Source organism: Marisediminitalea sp. (assembly GCF_984433645.1).
In genome coordinates this window covers 1-18,323 of the sequence record NZ_CFIDRX010000017.1, presented here as the reverse complement: position 1 = coordinate 18,323, position 18,323 = coordinate 1, and the positions used below count along the sequence as shown (strand labels likewise).

17 protein-coding genes are annotated in these 18,323 nt (G+C 48.9%); 16 read left to right on the top strand and 1 reads right to left on the bottom strand.

The window, feature by feature from the left end:
* Window positions 1-22 precede the first annotated feature (22 nt).
* From AC4MRN_RS04165 to AC4MRN_RS04120, 10 genes are all read left to right on the top strand, one after another.
* The gene (locus tag AC4MRN_RS04165; protein WP_370240240.1) at window positions 23-1,339 is read left to right on the top strand and encodes an N-acetylmuramoyl-L-alanine amidase; all 1,317 of its coding nucleotides are present in this window, start codon (window positions 23-25) and stop codon (window positions 1,337-1,339) included.
* A gap of 53 nt (window positions 1,340-1,392) precedes the next feature.
* Window positions 1,393-3,222 (top strand): DNA mismatch repair endonuclease MutL, encoded by a 1,830-nt coding sequence (mutL, locus tag AC4MRN_RS04160; RefSeq protein WP_491202580.1) that lies wholly within the window; start codon window positions 1,393-1,395, stop codon window positions 3,220-3,222.
* A 4-nt stretch (window positions 3,223-3,226) separates the two neighbouring features.
* A complete protein-coding gene (gene miaA, locus AC4MRN_RS04155) occupies window positions 3,227-4,153 on the top strand; it encodes a tRNA (adenosine(37)-N6)-dimethylallyltransferase MiaA (RefSeq protein ID WP_073316668.1) in 927 nt (308 codons plus the stop codon).
* An 83-nt stretch (window positions 4,154-4,236) separates the two neighbouring features.
* Complete coding sequence (hfq, locus tag AC4MRN_RS04150) at window positions 4,237-4,485, top strand: RNA chaperone Hfq (RefSeq protein WP_073316666.1); 249 nt, start codon at window positions 4,237-4,239, stop codon at window positions 4,483-4,485.
* A 17-nt stretch (window positions 4,486-4,502) separates the two neighbouring features.
* The gene (gene hflX / locus AC4MRN_RS04145) at window positions 4,503-5,792 is read left to right on the top strand and encodes a ribosome rescue GTPase HflX (protein WP_073316664.1); all 1,290 of its coding nucleotides are present in this window, start codon (window positions 4,503-4,505) and stop codon (window positions 5,790-5,792) included.
* Between the two features lie 142 nt (window positions 5,793-5,934).
* Entirely contained in the window at window positions 5,935-7,104 is a 1,170-nt protein-coding gene (gene hflK, locus AC4MRN_RS04140; protein WP_491202579.1) for an FtsH protease activity modulator HflK, read from the top strand.
* 6 nt (window positions 7,105-7,110) lie between these two features.
* Window positions 7,111-8,001 carry a protease modulator HflC gene (hflC, locus tag AC4MRN_RS04135; protein ID WP_073316660.1) on the top strand — a complete coding sequence of 297 codons (891 nt, stop codon included), beginning with the start codon at window positions 7,111-7,113 and terminating at the stop codon, window positions 7,999-8,001.
* A 272-nt stretch (window positions 8,002-8,273) separates the two neighbouring features.
* Window positions 8,274-9,869, top strand: coding sequence for an AbgT family transporter (locus AC4MRN_RS04130; RefSeq protein ID WP_073316658.1), 1,596 nt, complete (start codon window positions 8,274-8,276; stop codon window positions 9,867-9,869).
* 67 nt (window positions 9,870-9,936) lie between these two features.
* Entirely contained in the window at window positions 9,937-11,016 is a 1,080-nt protein-coding gene (hemH, locus tag AC4MRN_RS04125) for a ferrochelatase (RefSeq protein ID WP_073316656.1), read from the top strand.
* Window positions 11,013-11,432 (top strand): DUF4112 domain-containing protein, encoded by a 420-nt coding sequence (locus tag AC4MRN_RS04120; protein ID WP_073316655.1) that lies wholly within the window; start codon window positions 11,013-11,015, stop codon window positions 11,430-11,432. Before hemH ends, AC4MRN_RS04120 begins: the two co-directional genes overlap by 4 nt.
* 5 nt (window positions 11,433-11,437) lie before the next feature.
* Here AC4MRN_RS04120 and AC4MRN_RS04115 read toward each other — a convergent pair whose 3' ends face one another.
* Window positions 11,438-12,889, bottom strand: a complete 1,452-nt coding sequence (locus AC4MRN_RS04115) for a GGDEF domain-containing protein (RefSeq protein WP_491202578.1) — start codon at window positions 12,887-12,889, stop codon at window positions 11,438-11,440.
* A gap of 272 nt (window positions 12,890-13,161) precedes the next feature.
* On the opposite strand from AC4MRN_RS04115, the gene ubiG reads away from it, so the two are divergent.
* The 6 genes from ubiG to AC4MRN_RS04085 form a co-directional block, all read left to right on the top strand.
* Entirely contained in the window at window positions 13,162-13,932 is a 771-nt protein-coding gene (ubiG, locus tag AC4MRN_RS04110; protein ID WP_491202577.1) for a bifunctional 2-polyprenyl-6-hydroxyphenol methylase/3-demethylubiquinol 3-O-methyltransferase UbiG, read from the top strand.
* Window positions 13,933-13,969: 37 nt separating this feature from the next.
* A complete protein-coding gene (locus AC4MRN_RS04105; protein ID WP_491202576.1) occupies window positions 13,970-14,584 on the top strand; it encodes a glutathione S-transferase family protein in 615 nt (204 codons plus the stop codon).
* Between the two features lie 397 nt (window positions 14,585-14,981).
* Window positions 14,982-15,914, top strand: a complete 933-nt coding sequence (locus AC4MRN_RS04100) for a lipase family alpha/beta hydrolase (RefSeq protein WP_073316645.1) — start codon at window positions 14,982-14,984, stop codon at window positions 15,912-15,914.
* Window position 15,915: 1 nt separating this feature from the next.
* Complete coding sequence (locus tag AC4MRN_RS04095) at window positions 15,916-16,875, top strand: lipase secretion chaperone (protein WP_491202575.1); 960 nt, start codon at window positions 15,916-15,918, stop codon at window positions 16,873-16,875.
* A 143-nt stretch (window positions 16,876-17,018) separates the two neighbouring features.
* Window positions 17,019-17,312, top strand: coding sequence for a hypothetical protein (locus AC4MRN_RS04090; RefSeq protein WP_491202574.1), 294 nt, complete (start codon window positions 17,019-17,021; stop codon window positions 17,310-17,312).
* A 169-nt stretch (window positions 17,313-17,481) separates the two neighbouring features.
* Window positions 17,482-18,323, top strand: an 842-nt coding sequence (locus AC4MRN_RS04085; RefSeq protein ID WP_491202573.1) for a serine hydrolase domain-containing protein, incomplete at its 3' end; no start/stop codon positions are given.

The following is an 18,323-nucleotide window of genomic DNA, read 5'->3' as shown; positions in this document are numbered from 1 at the left end:
CAATTGATGACCAGGGCTTGTCATGTTGCGCGGTAAATTAATATTACTACTAAGTTGGTGCTTACTAGCGTTTAACGCTATTGCAAGCAACGACATCAAAGACGTTCGGGTATGGCCAACCAGCGCCAGCACGCGGGTGGTTTTTGATCTGAAAAACGCGCCCGAATTCACCTATTTTACGTTGAGTAATCCACATCGACTGGTTATCGACCTGGCTAATACCCGCAGTGACACTCCGCTCAAATTAGACAACACGGGCAGCTTACTGAACAAGGTTCGCTACTCAACACCCAAAAATAAAGCCTCTACGCGCGTGGTGATTGAACTCGCCCGCAAAGCAGAAACGTCGCTGTTCGCCGTGCCTCCGGCCGACAACCTGGGGCACAGACTTGTGGTAGATTTACTCGACTCGGCCCCACAAAGCAGTGGTGTGGTGCTCGATATGAATCAATCCAGTCGCGACCGGGATATCATTGTTGCGATAGATGCCGGTCATGGTGGTAAAGACCCTGGTTCAATTGGGCCTGCCGGTACTTACGAAAAGAATATTACCCTTAGCATCGCCAAAATGCTGGAAGATCGCATTAACAAAGAAGCCGGTATGCGGGCAGTTATGACGCGTAATGGTGACTATTATATTTCACCCAACAAACGCCCGGAAGTGGCGCGTCAGCACAAAGCCGACTTACTGATTTCTATTCATGCCGATGCCTTCACACAGCCTGAACCCAGAGGCGGTTCGGTGTGGGTGTTGTCTATGCGTCGGGCCGACAGTGAATTAGGTCGCTGGCTGGAAAAAACAGAGCGACATTCCGAATTGTTAGGTGGCGCAGCCGAGGTGATTTCAGACAACGCGTCCGAGCGCTATCTGGCGGAAACCATTCTGGGGTTGTCTATGGACCACTCCATGTCGACCAGCTATGACTTAAGCAAGAAGGTCATCAGTGAGTTAAAAGGCGTAACCCGACTGCACAAAAGATCGCCCCAGGCCGCCAGCCTGGCGGTATTAACCGCGCCGGATATCCCGTCGATTCTTGTTGAGGTCGGCTTTATCTCAAATCCTCAGGAAGAGAAGAATCTCAACTGGTCTAAATACCGTCAGCAATTGGCTGATGCCATGTTTAGCGCCACAAAACGCTATTTTGAGCAAACCCCGCCCGATGGTACACTATGGGCGTCTCGCAAAGCGGAAAATCGCACCCATAAAGTGCGCAGTGGCGAGTCGTTGTCGTTGCTAGCGCAGCGTTACAACGTGAAGGTAAGCAGTATCAAACGTGCCAATAACCTCACCAGCGACATGGTGCGAATCGGGCAGGTGCTTACCATTCCCAGTACCTGATTTACGCCGCACGCCGTTACACAAGTTTTCAAGCAAAATACACAGGACCGCCCTTGCCCATTCAGCTATTGCCACCTCGACTTGCCAACCAGATCGCTGCCGGAGAAGTTGTCGAGCGCCCGGCTTCCGTTGTGAAAGAACTGGTTGAGAACAGTTTGGACGCGGGAGCGAATCGCATTGAACTGGATATCGAAAAAGGCGGACACAAGCGCATTAAACTGCGGGACAACGGCAGTGGCATAGCAAAGCACGAGCTAGAACTTGCGCTGTCGCGACATGCCACCAGTAAAATATCGACACTGGACGATCTGGAACAAATACTCTCGTTAGGTTTTCGCGGTGAGGCGCTTGCCAGTATCTCTGCGGTAAGCCGTCTGACGTTGACGTCTAAACCAGCAGCGCAAGAGCAGGCCTGGCAAGCGTGTTGTGAAGGGCGTGATATGGCAGTGCAGGTCCAGCCTGCGGCCCACCCTGACGGCACAACCATTGACGTGATGGACATTTTTTATAATACGCCAGCCCGCCGTAAGTTTCTGCGCACTGAAAAAACCGAATATCAGCACATTGAAGAGGTGATCAAACGCATTGCCCTTAGCCGGCCGGACGTCACGTTTGTATTGCGCCACAATGGCAAGGTCACCAAGCGTTTTGCCGGCTCAAACGATCTGGCGGTAAGAGTCGGGCAGGTGTGCGGACAAAAGTTTGTGCAGCAAGCTATCCACACCCAGTGTGACTATGCGTCTATTAAGCTCGAAGCCTGGCTTGGCGACGCTCGCCAGCTTCGCAGCAGCAATGACTGCCAGTACAGTTTTGTTAATGGTCGCGGTATGCGCGATAAATTGATATTGCACGCGTTGCGTCAGGCGTATGATTCGGTGTTGGGAAGTGCTGAGCAACCCGCCTTTGTGGTTTACCTCACCATTGACCCACGTGAAGTCGACGTGAATGTGCATCCTGCCAAGCACGAGGTCCGCTTTCAGCAAGGCAGGCTGGTTCATGACTTTATTTGTAAGACCGTGTGTGATGCGCTGAGCGAAAGCAGTGACTTCGCAGTTGATCATGACATACAGCAAGATACCGGACACGATTATATTCGTCCGCTGTCACCCGTTGTTCGGGAAAGTCATCAGGACAGCCAGTTTCAGCCAGCGTCACCGTCTCAATCACCAACCGCCTTCACGGGGCAAAGCGACCAACCCAATCAATCCGGGCCAACTTCGTCACACAGGGCGGGGGTAGCAGGCAGTGCCGGTAGCCGGGGCATCTCAGGACGGCCATACTCAGCCGGATCGCCGCAGGTAAGTGCAGGCTATCAGCAAAACTATCAGCAGTTGATGACACCTACAGATGAGAGCGTTACCAGTGCTGTTCAGGCTGGTAGCAATGGCATTGCGTTTTTGCCGTTGGGTGAATCTGCCAGGCTTTATGCTGATTCAGGTGTCGAACAGTGCTGGTTATTATCGGTAAACTCACTCTATCAGCCTTGGCTAGCAGCTATCTTGGAAGGTCAGCTGGTTGCTCAGCCTTTGTTGATGCCAGTCAGTGTCAGTCAGGCTGTTAATTCTGCTGCGTCTGCTGTGCTTGAGGAGTTCGCTTTTGAATTGCACTGTAACGCTGGCAAAACCCGCCTGTTGAAAGTGCCAGCACCGCTGCGTCAATTACCCTGGGCAGCATTGTTTCCGCAGATTTGCGAAGCGCAGCCTGACAGTGTTGAGTCACTTACTATTGCGCTGGCGAATTCTCTGGCCGCGCAGGCATATCAACCCGATACATTATGGCGCTGGTTCGACCAACTGGCGATTTCTTCACAATCGGACATACTAAAGGCTTGTGGTGCGAAAAAATCGCAACAAGCGCTAATGCAGTGGATAGAAAAAGAATAACACGATGACGAGTCAAACTGGCCCGGTAGTGGCCATTATGGGACCGACGGCCTCAGGAAAGACGGGCCTTGCCCTGGAGTTAGCCAAACACATACCCGCAGAGATTATCAGCGTCGACTCGGCGCTGGTGTACCGTCATATGGATATTGGTACGGCTAAGCCCACACCCGAAGAAATGGCCATTGCGCCACACTGGCTTGTAGACATTATTGAGCCCAATGAGGCCTACTCCGTTGCTGAATTTGTAAAGGATGCGACACGCCTGATTGGTGAAATTCATAGTAGAGGTAAACTGCCAATTCTGGCAGGTGGGACAATTATGTACTTTAATGCCTTGATAAATGGAATTTCGCCCCTACCTAAATCGGACACAAAGATTCGCGACGACATTGCCCGTGAAGCCGAGGAAAAAGGCTGGCAGGTCTTGCATGATGAATTAGCTGTGATCGACCCGGTGGCTGCTGCCCGTATTCACCCCAATGACCCGCAGAGACTGACCCGGGCGCTGGAAGTGTATCGCAGTAGTGGGCAGACATTGACGCACTGGCAGCAACAGGCAACTACACGTTGTCCGTATAACATAGAACAATTTGCCATTGCGCCGCAGGACCGTGCTGTGTTACATGATCGTATAGCCCAGCGATTCGACTTAATGTTGGAGCAAGGGCTGGTCGCTGAAGTCGAAAAATTATATCAACGCGGCGACTTAAATGAGGACATGCCATCGATTCGTTCGGTGGGATACAGGCAAGTGTGGCAATACCTTAACGGTGAGCTAAGCTATGCAGACATGCGCGATAGAGGTATTATTGCGACAAGGCAGTTAGCTAAACGCCAGTTAACTTGGCTGCGTGGCTGGTCGGAGTTAACTTGGCTTGACACATTTGCTAAAGATAATTTGACTAAAATTACTGCAAAAGTCACACTTTGATTTAAGGAAGTGTGATATAAAGCAAAAGCGCTGGGACAAATTGAAAAATTTGTCGGTTTAATAATAAAAACTAAGGATTTGAAATGGCTAAAGGGCAATCATTACAAGACCCATTTTTAAACGCATTACGCAAGGAGCGTATTCCCGTTTCCATTTATCTGGTTAACGGTATCAAACTCCAAGGGCAGGTAGAGTCATTTGACCAGTTTGTTATCCTGTTAAAAAACACTGTAAGCCAAATGGTCTATAAGCACGCTATTTCTACTGTTGTGCCTTCTCGTGCCATTACAATGCCAAGTGCTCAAGGGGACGCTGAGAACAAAAGTGAGTAATTGCAAAGGTAACACGCTTGTTTGACCGTTATGAAGCCGGTGAACAGGCTATACTTGTTCATGTCAATTTTGCCGACGAAGACAGTCGTGAAGACTTAGCTGAGCTGGAACTTCTCGTATCGTCGGCTGGTGTAAACCCCGTTGATGTTATTACCACTTCCCGCAGTTCTCCGCAGCCCAAGTACTTTGTTGGTACGGGTAAAGCAGAAGAGATCGCTGCTGCTGTAAAAGCGCACGAGGCGAATGTGGTTATTTTCAATCACGCTCTATCGCCTTCTCAAGAGCGTAATCTAGAGGCTGTTTGTAAGTGCCGGGTTATCGACCGCACAGGCCTTATTCTGGATATCTTTGCTCAGCGTGCGAGAACTCACGAAGGTAAACTTCAGGTGGAACTCGCGCAACTTCGTCACATTTCTACCCGATTGATCCGAGGCTGGACACACCTTGAGCGTCAAAAGGGCGGGATTGGTCTTCGCGGGCCAGGTGAGACGCAGTTAGAGACTGACCGACGATTACTTCGCGGGCGCATCAAAACTATTCTTCGGCGGCTTGAAAAAGTTGCTAAACAGCGCGAACAGGGGCGTCGCTCCCGGAAACGCGCTGAAATTCCTACTTTGTCGCTGGTAGGTTATACCAACGCGGGTAAATCCACTCTGTTTAATCACATTACCGATGCGGACGTATACGCAGCTGACCAGTTGTTTGCCACACTGGACCCAACACTGCGCAAAGTCGAACTGAAGGAATTAGGGCCGGTTATCCTGGCAGACACCGTAGGGTTTATCCGGCATTTGCCACACGATTTGGTTGCCGCATTTAAAGCGACATTGCAAGAAACTCAGGAAGCCGATTTGTTGCTGCATGTTGTGGATTATTCAGCCGCCAATTACCTCGAGACCATGGACGAAGTGAACGCGGTATTAGAGGAAATTGAGGCCGGCGATATTCCACAGTTGATTGTGTGTAATAAGATCGATCAACTGGAAGAAGTTGAACCCAAAATTGACCGCGACGAAAACGGCATGCCGATTCGCGTGTGGTTATCAGCTAAAACCGGTGTGGGGGTTGAACTCCTGTTAACTGCCCTCAATGAATGTTTAGCGCAGAGCATGGTGAGTTACACCTTGAAAATTCCACCTGCACAAAGCCGCCTGCGCGGTGTATTGTATGAGTTGGATTGTATTGCTGAGCAATCCTACGACTCACAGGGTGATTGGGTGGTTGATGTTCGTATGCCTGCAGCAGACTGGAACCGATTGGAAAAGCGGTTAGATAACAGTTTGTCACAGTTTGTAGTAAAGCATTAATGCAGCGTTAGGGCTTTAGCACCTATAATTGCGATGAAATGTACATAATCATGAATGACTTCGTGCAACGCCCGTAGGTTTTGCAATCTAAAACGAATAGAATTCAGTATTAAATAATAATTTTTTTTTACGGAGTATTAGCATGGCTTGGAATGAGCCGGGTGGTAATAAGAATAACGACCCGTGGAAGAATCGTGGCGGCCGTGATCAAGGGCCTCCCGATCTGGATGACGTGTTTAAAAATCTGTTTGGTAAGCTCGGTAAGATGGGCGGTGGCGACAGCGGCGGTTCCGGTAAGAAGCTCGGCGGTGTTGGTGCAGCACTTATTGTTGGTTTGCTTATCGTGGTGTACGTGGTGAGTGGTTTCTACACCATTCGCGAAGCCCAGTTGGGTGTTGTACTTCGCTTCGGCCAATACCATTCTCAGGTTGAGCCAGGACTCCGTTGGAAACCGACCTTTATCGATACTGTGATCCCGGTAGACGTGCAATCTATCCGCTATCAGTCATCTTCAGGTTCTATGCTTACCGAAGATGAGAACGTGGTGAGTGTACAGATGGAAGTGCAGTACCGGGTCGTTGACCCGTACCGTTGGACATTTGCCGTAACCAGCCCGGAAATGAGCCTGAGTCAGGCTTTGGACAGCGCCATTCGTTATGTTGTGGGTCATTCGAGCATGGATGACGTGCTAACCGACGGTCGTGAAGTTACCCGTCAACGCGTATGGGAAGAGCTTGAAGGCATCCTGGCACCGTACAACATTGGTGTTGCTATTGTTGATATGAACTTCAAGGATGCGCGTCCGCCTGAAGAAGTGAAAGACGCCTTTGATGACGCGATTGCCGCACAAGAAGATGAGCAGCGCTTCATTCGTGAAGCAGAAGCCTATGCCCGTGAAATGGAACCACGTGCACGTGGTCAGGTTAATCGTATGAACGAAGAAGCTCAGGCCTATAAAGAGCGTGTGATTCTGGAAGCGCAGGGTGAGGTTGCCCGCTTCAGTGAATTACTGCCTCAGTTTGAAAAAGCGCCTGAAGTTACCCGTCAGCGTATTTACCTTGAGACCATGGAGCAGGTGTTCTCTAACACCAGTAAGATCATGGTAGACAGTGGTGAAGGCGGTAACAACATCATGTATCTGCCGCTCGATAAGATTATGGACGGTCAGAACTCCAGCAGTACAACCATAAACCGTATGCGCAACACGCTGGAAGGCCTGCAGAACGTGAACAGTGGCAATACGAGCGGTACGCGCGTAACGCCAACAACGTCGTCTGGTTTACGCGGTGACAGCGTTCGTGGTGGGAGATAAGCACTGATGAAGAATTTATTTATTGCATTACTCATCACGCTGGTGGTGATGGGCTCAGGGTCACTTTTCGTAGTGAAAGAAGGCCAGCGCGCCATTGTTATTCAGTTCGGTAAAGTTCAGCGTGACAATACAACCGGTCAAACCAAAGTGTTTGAACCAGGTCTGCACTTCAAACTGCCGTTTATTGATACCGTGCGCTCGTTAGACGCGCGTATTCAAACACTGGATGATTCACCAGACCGTTTTGTAACGTCGGAGAAGAAAGACCTGATCGTGAATTCCTATGTGAAATGGCGCATCAAAGACTTCGCACGTTACTATCTGTCTACAAACGGCGGTAACAAGCTGCAAGCTGAAGCGCTGCTTAAGCAAAAGGTGAACAACGGCCTAAGAACAGAGTTTGGTAGCCGGACTATTTCGCAGATTGTTTCTGGTGAGCGCACCGAGTTAATGGAACGTGCCATGGAACAAGCCTCCACGTCGTCTGACGAACTGGGCATTGAAATTGTTGACGTACGGGTGAAGCAAATCAACCTGCCAACTGAAGTCAGTAACTCTATTTTCCAGCGTATGCGTGCAGAGCGTGCTGGTGTGGCGCGTGAACACCGTTCACAAGGTCAGGAGCAGGCTGAGGTTATCAAGGCGAACATTGAAGCTAAAGTTACCGTAATGCTGGCTGATGCTGAACGTAACGCGCGTCAGTTACGCGGTGAAGGTGATGCGACCGCAGCGCAAATCTACGCTGAAGCCTATTCAAAGAATCCTGAGTTCTATGGCTTCCTGCGCAGCATGGACGCGTACCGCTCCAGCTTCAACAGCAAAGATGATGTGTTGGTAGTTGAGCCGGACAGTGACTTCTTCCGTTATATGAAGTCGCGCACTGGCGGCGGTAAATAAGCAGCCACAGCGCCAATAAATCAAGTTGAAAAAGCCGATGCATTGCATCGGCTTTTTTTGTTGGAAGCAGCAAAGCCCAGACGATATGCTTTACAACATCGAATAACACCATTTTTGCTCTTTAATAAATCGCGTACTGCCGCAAATACTGCTGGTTCTCTGCCCAAATGCTGCGAATTGAGGTAAACTTCGCCTTTAAAATAGCCTGACAAAGACAAATAAAGTCAGTGCATAAAAGCAACATCATAATAAAAAACGACAGAGGACTTGTTTTGAGTTTAGAAAACACAACTAAACCGACAGAATCGACGCCGTCTAAAGGGCTCTTCTCTCGGTTTCTTGCGACGGTAGAGTGGCTGGGAAACCTCCTGCCGCACCCCGTTACGCTATTTGCCCTTCTGGCAGTGGGTATCGTTATTCTGAGTGGCATACTCGGTTATTTTGAGGTATCCGTTATCGACCCGCGCCCAGAGGGCGCAAAAGGGCGTTCGCCAGATGGCACCATTGAAGTTATTTCACTGCTGAGCGCCGAAGGGCTCCAGCGCATCGTAACTGGCCTGGTGACTAACTTCACCGGCTTTGCGCCGCTTGGTACGGTATTGGTTGCGCTACTGGGTGTTTCAGTAGCTGAGCACTCAGGTTTACTGTCTACTGCAATGCGAGCACTGGTAATGAACGCGTCCAAGCGCATGGTGACCTTCGCGATTGTATTTGCCGGGATTATCTCTAATACCGCATCAGAGCTGGGTTATGTGGTCCTGATCCCACTTGCAGCGATGATTTTCCACGCTCTGGGGCGTCATCCACTGGCAGGTTTGGCCGCGGCGTTTGCCGGGGTATCTGCAGGATATAGCGCTAACTTGTTGCTGGGTACGGTTGACCCGTTACTCTCTGGTATTACCGAAGCGGCAGCACACATGATCGACCCCGACTATGTCGTCGGCCCAGAAGTGAATTGGTATTTCATGTTCATCAGCACGTTTTTGATTGCTGGTATGGGTACGCTGGTAACAGAGAAAATCGTTGAGCCTCGTTTAGGTAAATACGACGCGAATGAAGCATCGGTTAAGCTGGATGAACAAAAAATGGCAGCGCCGACTGCACAGGAAATTCGCGCGCTGAAATGGGCGGGTGTTGCATTTGTCGCGGTATGTGCAGTGTTAGCGCTAACTGTGGTGCCTGAAAACGGTATCCTGCGTCATCCGGAAACCGGCGCGGTGGCAGGCTCGCCGTTTCTTAAGGGCATAGTCGCATTTATTTTTATCAGCTTTGCCGTACCGGGGTTTGTTTACGGTCGTATCGCTGGCACGATGAAAAACGACAAAGACATTATCGATGCCATGTCCAAGAGCATGGGCTCAATGGGACTGTATATTACGCTGGTGTTTTTCGCTGCGCAGTTTGTGGCCTTCTTTAAATGGACCAATCTGGGCACGGTAATGGCGGTTGAAGGGGCAGCGCTGCTGCAGCAACTGGGTTTAGATGGCCCGGAAGTATTCTTCCTGTTCATTTTGATGTGCGGCATTGTTAACTTGTCACTGGGCAGTGCGTCGGCACAATGGGCTGTGACTGCCCCGGTGTTTGTGCCCATGCTGATGCTGGTGGGATTTGCGCCCGAAGTCATTCAGGCGGCGTACCGCATAGGTGATTCGGTTACCAATGTTATTTCGCCGATGATGAGCTATTTTGGCCTGATAATGGCCATGGCCGCCAAATACAAGAAAGATGTGGGAATGGGTACGCTGATTGCCATGATGCTGCCCTACAGTATGGTATTTATTGTTGGCTGGACCCTGTTGTTTTACATCTGGGTATTTGTGTTGGGGATGCCGGTCGGACCGGGCGCCGCGACTTATTATCAGCCGTAGTAGTCTGTTTGGGTATACGCCACGTAGTATGCCCAAACAGTAAGTAATAACAGCGAGATAGTAATCAATGAAATTCACTGGAAATGCCGGGTTTACCCACGGTCAGTCAGACAAGATAGGCGTGCTAATTACCAATCTTGGAACGCCTCAAGCGCCAACAAAAGCGGCGCTGAAACCCTATCTGAAAGAGTTTTTGTCTGATCCCCGGGTGGTAGAAGTGCCGCGGTTGATTTGGTGGTTTATCCTCAACGGCGTTATTTTGAATATTCGCCCCAAACGCTCAGCTGAAGCCTATGCGTCAGTGTGGTCAGAACAAGGTTCGCCACTCATGGTTCACACTAAGGCTCAGGCCGAAGCGCTGGCTAAACGTTGTGCGACCGAGTTTGGTGACAACGTGGTGGTGGAATTTGCCATGCGCTATGGCGAACCGTCGGTAAGTGGCACCATCGACCGCATGCTCAGCCAGGGCGTACGCAAGTTACTGGTTTTGCCGCTTTACCCACAGTACAGTGCATCTACGGTGGCATCAACCTTTGATGCTGTAGCCCATGATTTTGTAAAGCGTCGCTGGTTACCGGATTTTCGATTCGTGAGTCACTATCACGATCGACCCGATTATATTCAGGCAGTGGCAGATAAAATTCAGCAACACTGGCAGCATTACGGTCGGGCCGACAAGTTGATCCTGTCGTACCACGGGGTGCCAAAACGCTATCTGGACAGCGGTGATCCTTACCATTGTGAGTGCCATAAAACGTCACGCCTGATAGCCGAGGCGCTGGGTCTGGATAAATCAGAGTATATGACAACATTCCAGTCGCGCTTTGGCCGTGAAGAGTGGTTGAAACCTTACACCGACGAAACCTTAAAAGGGTTACCCGCTGAGGGCGTGAAGTCGGTACAAGTGGTATGTCCGGGCTTTTCTGCGGATTGCCTTGAAACCATTGAGGAGATTGGCGAGGAAAATCGTGACTACTTCATGGAAGCTGGCGGTGAGCGGTATGAATATATCCCGGCGTTGAACAGCGAACCGGAACACATCAATATGTTGTTCGGATTAATTAAGGAAAACCTGCATGGCTGGCAGGTGTCAGACAACAATGCCCAGCGTGAACAGCTGGCGAAGGAGATGGGAAGCAAACAATGAACAATAAAACGGGAGTCACAGCACCTACTGAGTTGCTGAAAGCACAAAAGCTGGCCAATCGGTTAGATACTGCCTTCAAGCTCCCGTTTATTCCGTTTCGCATCGGTCTAGATGCCATTATAGGCTTGATCCCGGGGCTGGGGGATGCGGTTATGCTTATCGCCGCGTTAAGAATTGTGTACCTCGGCAAGAAAATGGGGCTTCCACCGGGCCTGGTGAAAGTAATGTTGCGCAATGCGCTACTTGATTTTGGTTTGGGATTTATTCCCCTGGTCGGCGATATCGTAGACTTTTTCTATAAAGCGAATCAGGCCAATGTACGCGTTATGGAAAAATACTGGGTGAGTCAGAATAAAGACGCCATCGACGCCAACGCCAAATCCGCCTTGGAGGCCTGGTCGGCCAAACAGCAGTAACCAATTTAATTTTGCTGCTTGGCTGATCGAAAGAAATGGCGGCTCCGCTGCGCCTGTTTGGGCAAGGAGTAAACTGACTGGGGCGCTTCGAACCTGCCAGACACACAGTTTCTCCCCGCGCGTTTTGATTCGTACAAGGCTTCATCGGCCCGTTTAAGCGCTTTTTCTATTAACCCATTGACCACATTCGCACAGCCAATCGACACCGTTACCGACAACGACTCTTCCTCAAAAATGGGGATGCTAAGCGCCTCAATGGCATGTTGTAAGGTATTGGCGGCAATGATGACACCTTCGGGATCAGTGTGCGGTAGCAATATTGCAAACTCTTCCCCGCCGTAACGACACACTGAATCTGTGTCTCGCACCAGACGCCGTAGATTCCAGGCAATATGACGAATGACTTTGTCGCCAACGTCATGGCCGTAGCGGTCGTTCACCTGTTTAAAGTGATCTATGTCAACCAGCATTAACCCCACGCCACCGCCAACACGTCGTTGATGAGCCAATTGCTGGTCTATTACTTGTTTAAAGCCACGTCGATTCAATAACTGGGTGAGTTCGTCGTAAAGTGCCACGGCACGTAGTTTCTTTTCTAATTTGCGACGCGTGCGATCGGTTTGTTCATGCACACTGGCCCCAATCATAAGCACAACAAACAGAAACCAGCACACGGCAATGACATAGCTGCCAAAGAGACTGGACACCTGAGTGCTGGCAACTGAGCGAATAACCAGGTAGCCAGTGCCAAAGAAAAACATCCCGCCAACAATAAACTGCACCCGTGCGATCTGTCCGCCTAAATGTGGGGAAAGTACCGCGCGGACTGTGCCCCGATTCGCGGTGATTCCTAACACTGATGCAGCCAGAAAAAAGCTGAGTGTCACGGTAAATAAAGACATATCCTGATAGAAGGCGGGAATCTGGTATGCGTACCCGGTGAGCGCCATCGTTGAAATACAAAGCGCCATTAACGCCAGGGCCTGACAAATTGTGGAGTGTCGAGCCTTTCGGGCCCAGATGGCCATTAACAAGCAACTGATCACTAAGAAAGTGTTACCCGATAAGCGATTTGAAGGGTGGAGCTGGAAAATTTCAGCCAGATGGGGTGAAGAAAAAAAGGTATCTGACGACTGTACTGGAAAGGCCATATTTAACAGTAAAAGGCTCAGCATGGCCAAAGCAACAGCGACTTGCAGGCTAATTGAAACGACCTTTTTCCTGAATTGCAAAATCAAGGAAAAAGACAACGACAAAAACAATATAGCGGTAAAAGGATGGGTTGCAGGCCCACCCGCCACCGGACGGTAAAGATACTCTATGTCGAAAGCATGCCCTGCCAGTACACAGGCTGCCAGACCTATAACCAAATAAGCGAGCTGGGTGCCGGTTTTTTTTGCGACTACGATTAAGGAATGGTGCGGCGTTGTGTACAAAGCCGTAAATTGCAGGTTCATCGATACGCTCCTATCACGATTACTTAAAACGTAGTGTGAAAAATGCACAATTTCAACTTTAGTCTAAGTTTAAATGGTGCGGTAATGTGGGCTTTGATCAATTCCTGTGTGAGGGGGGTATTAAACTTAAACCTATTACCGTTATGAACAAACACAAATTGAAAAGCATAGTTTTCGTCAGTAAGTGGGTGGTCTCTTAAGTAAGTGTTCATGCAAGTGCGTTGGTTATACTATACTTCCCGCCCAGTGATGGCGTCTTTGGAATAGTCCAGATGTTAGACAAAAGTCAGTTAAGTCAACCGATTAACGATAATACCTCGGCACAGGAAATCGCCCGGTTTAATCAGATGGCCAGGGAGTGGTGGGACCCGAACGGTAAGTTCAAAACCGCGTTGGCGTTTAATACCACGCGCGCTGCTTATATGATTCAACATTTGGCTTATTGTCACAATCGCGACCCCAATTCGGAGCGTTGTTTACAGGGCCTGTCCGTCTTAGATGTCGGCTGTGGTGGTGGCTTGATAAGCGAAGCGCTGGCCAGAAAGGGCGCCGATGTAACGGGCATTGATGCCAGTGCAGTTAGTATCGAGGTAGCAAAAGCGCACGCGGCTCAATCCGGATTGAATATTCGCTATTCGCACCATCTTGCCGAGCAGGAAGTTCAAGCTTGCAACAAATACGATATCGTTATTAACGCTGAGGTCGTGGAACACGTTCCGGATCAGCCCGCACTTATTGGACAATGTGCACAGCTTGTCAGTCCCAAAGGTACATTGGTGCTAGCGACGTTAAACCGTACCTGGTTGTCCTGGCTAATTGCTATTGTGGGGGCAGAGTATGTGATGCGGTATCTACCGGTGGGCACTCATGACTGGAAGCAGTTTGTAAAACCGGCAGAGTTAGCCAGTTGGGTTAAGCCGGAGAAGTTTGAAGCCGTCTATGAAACCGGTATGAAACTGAACCCGCTTTCAGGCCAATGGCGGTTGTCTTCGTCTCTCAAGGTAAATTACATACAGCTTTATAAACGCCACTTCATCGACTAATCTGAATGTTCTGCAGGCGTATAAAAAGGAACTGATGATGGCTTACACTGTATATGATGCTTCCCGGGCACCCAATCCGCGCAGGGTACGCATGTTTCTGGCGGAAAAAGGCGTTGACGTGAATTATGTTCAACTGGATATCCAGAAAGGAGAAAACCTGTCACCCGCCATGCTTGCCAAAAATCCGATGGGAAAGTTACCCATTCTGGAATTGGCTGATGGCACCTGTATTAGTGAAACAGACGCGATTTGTACCTACATAGAAGCCATGCATCCGGAACCGCCGTTACTTGGAACCACACCATTAGAAAAGGGCATCGTGGGCATGTGGCAGCGCCGGGTAGATCAGTGCCTGATGTTGCCCGTTACCCAGTGTTTTCAACATTCAACCGGTTATTTCAAAGACCGTATGACCCCTGTGCCTGCTTTTGGAGAACAAGCCGGTAAAGATGTTGTCGCATTTCTGGATATCCTCGACGCGCGTTTGGGCGAGAGTGACTTCATTGCCGGTGATGCATTCACCGTTGCTGACATTATTGCGTTGTGCGCAATCGACTTTGCCCGCGTAGTTAAAATCAGAATGGCTGAGCATCAGGAAAACCTTAAACGTTGGCATCAACTCGTTAGCGCAAGAGCCAGCGCGTCGGCTTGAGTAAAACACGCAAAATTTTCTAATCTGGTTTCAAAACCCGGGTGTCCATTCCTTGTAAAGAGACATCATTTACACTGATGTCTCGACGTATTTACTATCTCAAATGTATTTCTACTATCCATGATGCGCATTCATATTGTGAATGTTGGGGCTGGTGGACCTCTCCACCTTCAGATTTAGTGATTAATGCGCTAATTTTTAAGGAAAATTGAATAAATACTACAAATCTTGCTGGTATCGTGTAGTAAGTCTGGCGTGTCCAAATAGTCATTTTTCACTTGAAAGTTGCGAAAATTAATGAAATGTTAACAAAATAATAACAATGGTTAGACCTCTGATGAGAGCCTAACGACAGAACATTAATGACAACTGAAAATACACAATACAGGACACACACATGAAAAAAGCACTCTATTTCGCTTGTTTGGCATGGTTGTTTAATGCTGCTGTACCTGCCTACGCGGCTCCTGATACCTCAACCAAATATCCGATTGTGCTTGTGCACGGTCTGTTTGGATTTGATGACGCCCTGGGCGTTGATTACTTTTACAAAGTACCCAACAAACTGACGCGCTACGGCGCGAAGGTATACACCGCTACCGTGTCACCTGCCAATTCCAGTGAAGTACGTGGCGAGCAGTTGTTAGCGTATGTACAGGAAGTATTAGCACATTCAGGCGCTGAAAAGGTTAACCTGATTGGTCACAGTCATGGTGGTCCAACTATTCGATACGTCGCCAGCGTTGCGCCCGAGTTGGTTGCATCAGCAACTTCAGTTGCGGGTGTGAATCAGGGCAGCAAGGTAGCAGATTTAGTGCGCAAAAGCCTGGATGAAGACTCACCACAAGAAGGCGTTGCCGGTACGGTAGTAAATGCCTTTGCGAATGTGATTGAACTTGTTTCAGGTTCAGATCCGCGTGAGTTGCCAACAGACAGCGTAGCGGCAATGGATTCGCTTACCACAGAAGGCGCAGCCAAATTTAATGCTCGTTATCCAGAGGGTATGCCAAGTGGTTACTGTACCAATGACGGCGATATGCTGGCTGAAAATGGTGTGTACTATTTTTCATGGAGTGGTGGCAAGACACTGACTAATCCGCTTGATGTTAGCGATCCGCTTATGGTGTTAACCGGCCTGGCATTTGACGAGCCCAACGACGGCCTGGTATCCAGCTGTAGCTCTCAGTTGGGGTATGTTATCAACGACCGCTATCGCATGAACCACCTGGATGAAGTCAATCAGGTTTTTGGTATTCATCACTGGTTTGAAACCGATCCGGTACAGGTATTTGTAAAACAGGCGCAGCGCCTGAAGTCACTGGGCCTGTAACGTGCGAAAAAGCGTAATACTGATTGCGCTTTTGGTGCTGGTGGTGGGGTTAAAACTCACCACCACGTCAAAGCAACAACAACCTGAAAGCGATGTTGAAAGGGCAATCACGTCAAACAAGATGGAATCGACCCCGGCGGTTGATTCAGATGACAGCACACAACCTCACCATTCAATTAACCCTGTTCCCTCAGAGCGCCTGTTTACATTGCATGCGGGTTTAAAGGACGAGTTTGACGCCTTTATTTTTGAACGAGAAGGTCTCGGAACGGACGCTATTCTGGCTGAATACCGGGAAGCCAAAATTCAACAAGGTTACGACGGCGAACAGCTCGCTGCTTACATGGATTTGTTTACGCGGTACGTGGAATACAAAGTGGCTTTGCTGGCTCTCGAACCAGAAGATGCAATGGCTACACCGGACCTGGAAGCGATTACAGCAAGAATGGACGCGCTAACACAGATGCGCTACGACTTCTTTTCGGAACCGGAGTATGAATGTCTGTTCGCCGATGACGTCGCGTTTGATCTGGCTGCTTTTGAGCGCCTGAGAATATCTCAGGATCCTTATTATTCTGAAGCGCAAAAAGCGGCGCTTATTGAGCAGCAGTTGGCTGCGCTGCCCGAGTCTCAAAAGCAAGGTTTTACTGACTCGATGGAAGTCAAAGCATTGCGTGAACTCGCCATTCAATATGAAGGCGAAACCTTATATAACGCCGCATCGGCAGAGTTCGGCGCCGAGGTGGCTGCTCGCCTACAGGCAACAACAGAGAAACGTGCGGCCTGGCAGAATAAGGTAAAGAATTACAAGCAGTGGCACAATGCATTGCAACAAGACCAGCAAATGACCGATGCAGAGCAACAACAGGCTATTGAACAATACATGGCAGCACATTTCAGCGACGCTGAAAAAAAGCGCTTACGGGTTTTTCTGGAAAACCCCGAGTTATTCGGCATATAACAAGTAAGAAGAGTAGGCTCGGAATTTCCAAACTTCCCAAGTATGTACAAACGGGTAAAAAGTCCGGCGTATCAGCACTAACATCCTGAATTAATACCATAAACTCACCGTGATACTATCTGGTACAACGTGGAGTGACGGTTTTGTTCAAATACACTGTTCTGACTGGCTTTATTATTTTGCTCTTAGGTGGCTGTTCAACGAGTTCTGCACCGCCTTATGAGCGAGAGAAAAGCCCCGAAAACCGAACCGAATACAATGGAATAAAGGGGCTGGCACAAAAGCAAAAAGATCAGAACTACCTCATGTCTTTGTCGTTGCAGCGTCAATGTGATGCGGCTCGCATCGATCTCGCTGTCGCAAAATCCACGGGTGATGAATATGGTGAACAAGCCAGTCAGGCAATTATTCAAAAGACGTGTGTGACGAACCCCTAGGCGTAAATCACAATCAGATATTCAGCTTTGATAGCGAATATGATTCACTGGAAATACTTGCTTCACTTGCGCGAAATCATCTTTATGGCCAGTGGAGTAGGAGAGTATTAAAGCCTTATGCTTAACACTTCCCTTCTGGGTCAAAAGCAAAGGTTTCAAGGAGAGATTGATGTGTTATTCAACTCATTTTAAAAAACGTAAAAGACTGCGTCTTTTTACGGTGTTCATAGCTTGCGTTTTCGGTTTGGGATGTACAAAGCCTAATATAACTAAGCAGTATAAACAGGTTGAAATAGTTGACGAAGAAGTTGGGAAGCTCATTTCGAACGCTAAGATTAGTGCAGTATCCGTAGCATTCGTCACAGAAGGCGTCGTGAGTACCTATCATTACGGCGAATTTTCCGATGGCTCAAGTCCATCCGACAATACCCTTTACGACATAGGTTCTATTACCAAAACGCATGTCGGATTAATCTTAGCGCAAGCCGTATCTGATGGACTCATAGAACTTGATGCGCCAATCTCTCGATACCTCGATAGGGTTAATAAAGAGGCATTACAATATCAAGGCGTAGAAATCACAGTCAGGCATTTAGCGACACATATCTCTGGACTACCAACAGATCTATCGTGTGATGGGGCTAACCTCTTACCAGATGAAAGGTTGACATGTTTTATTGCCCACGATGATGAAAACCTACTCAACATATTAAACGGATATACACTTCAAGAAAAACCAGGAAATAGATATCGTTATTCAAACGCAGGTGTTCGACTCATCGGTATCGCACTGGAAGAGCTATACAATGCGCCGATAGAGCAACTTCTCAAGCGCTATGTCTTTAAGTTTACAGGGCAAATCGAGACCTACGCTCACTTTTCTGAGAGTGAACGTGCAAGGTGGAGACGTGGGATACATGAAAACGGTCTCCCTACACCTGACGCATCTGACTACATTAATGCGGCTGGAGGCCTAAAATCCACAGTACCAGATATGGGCAGATACCTAAG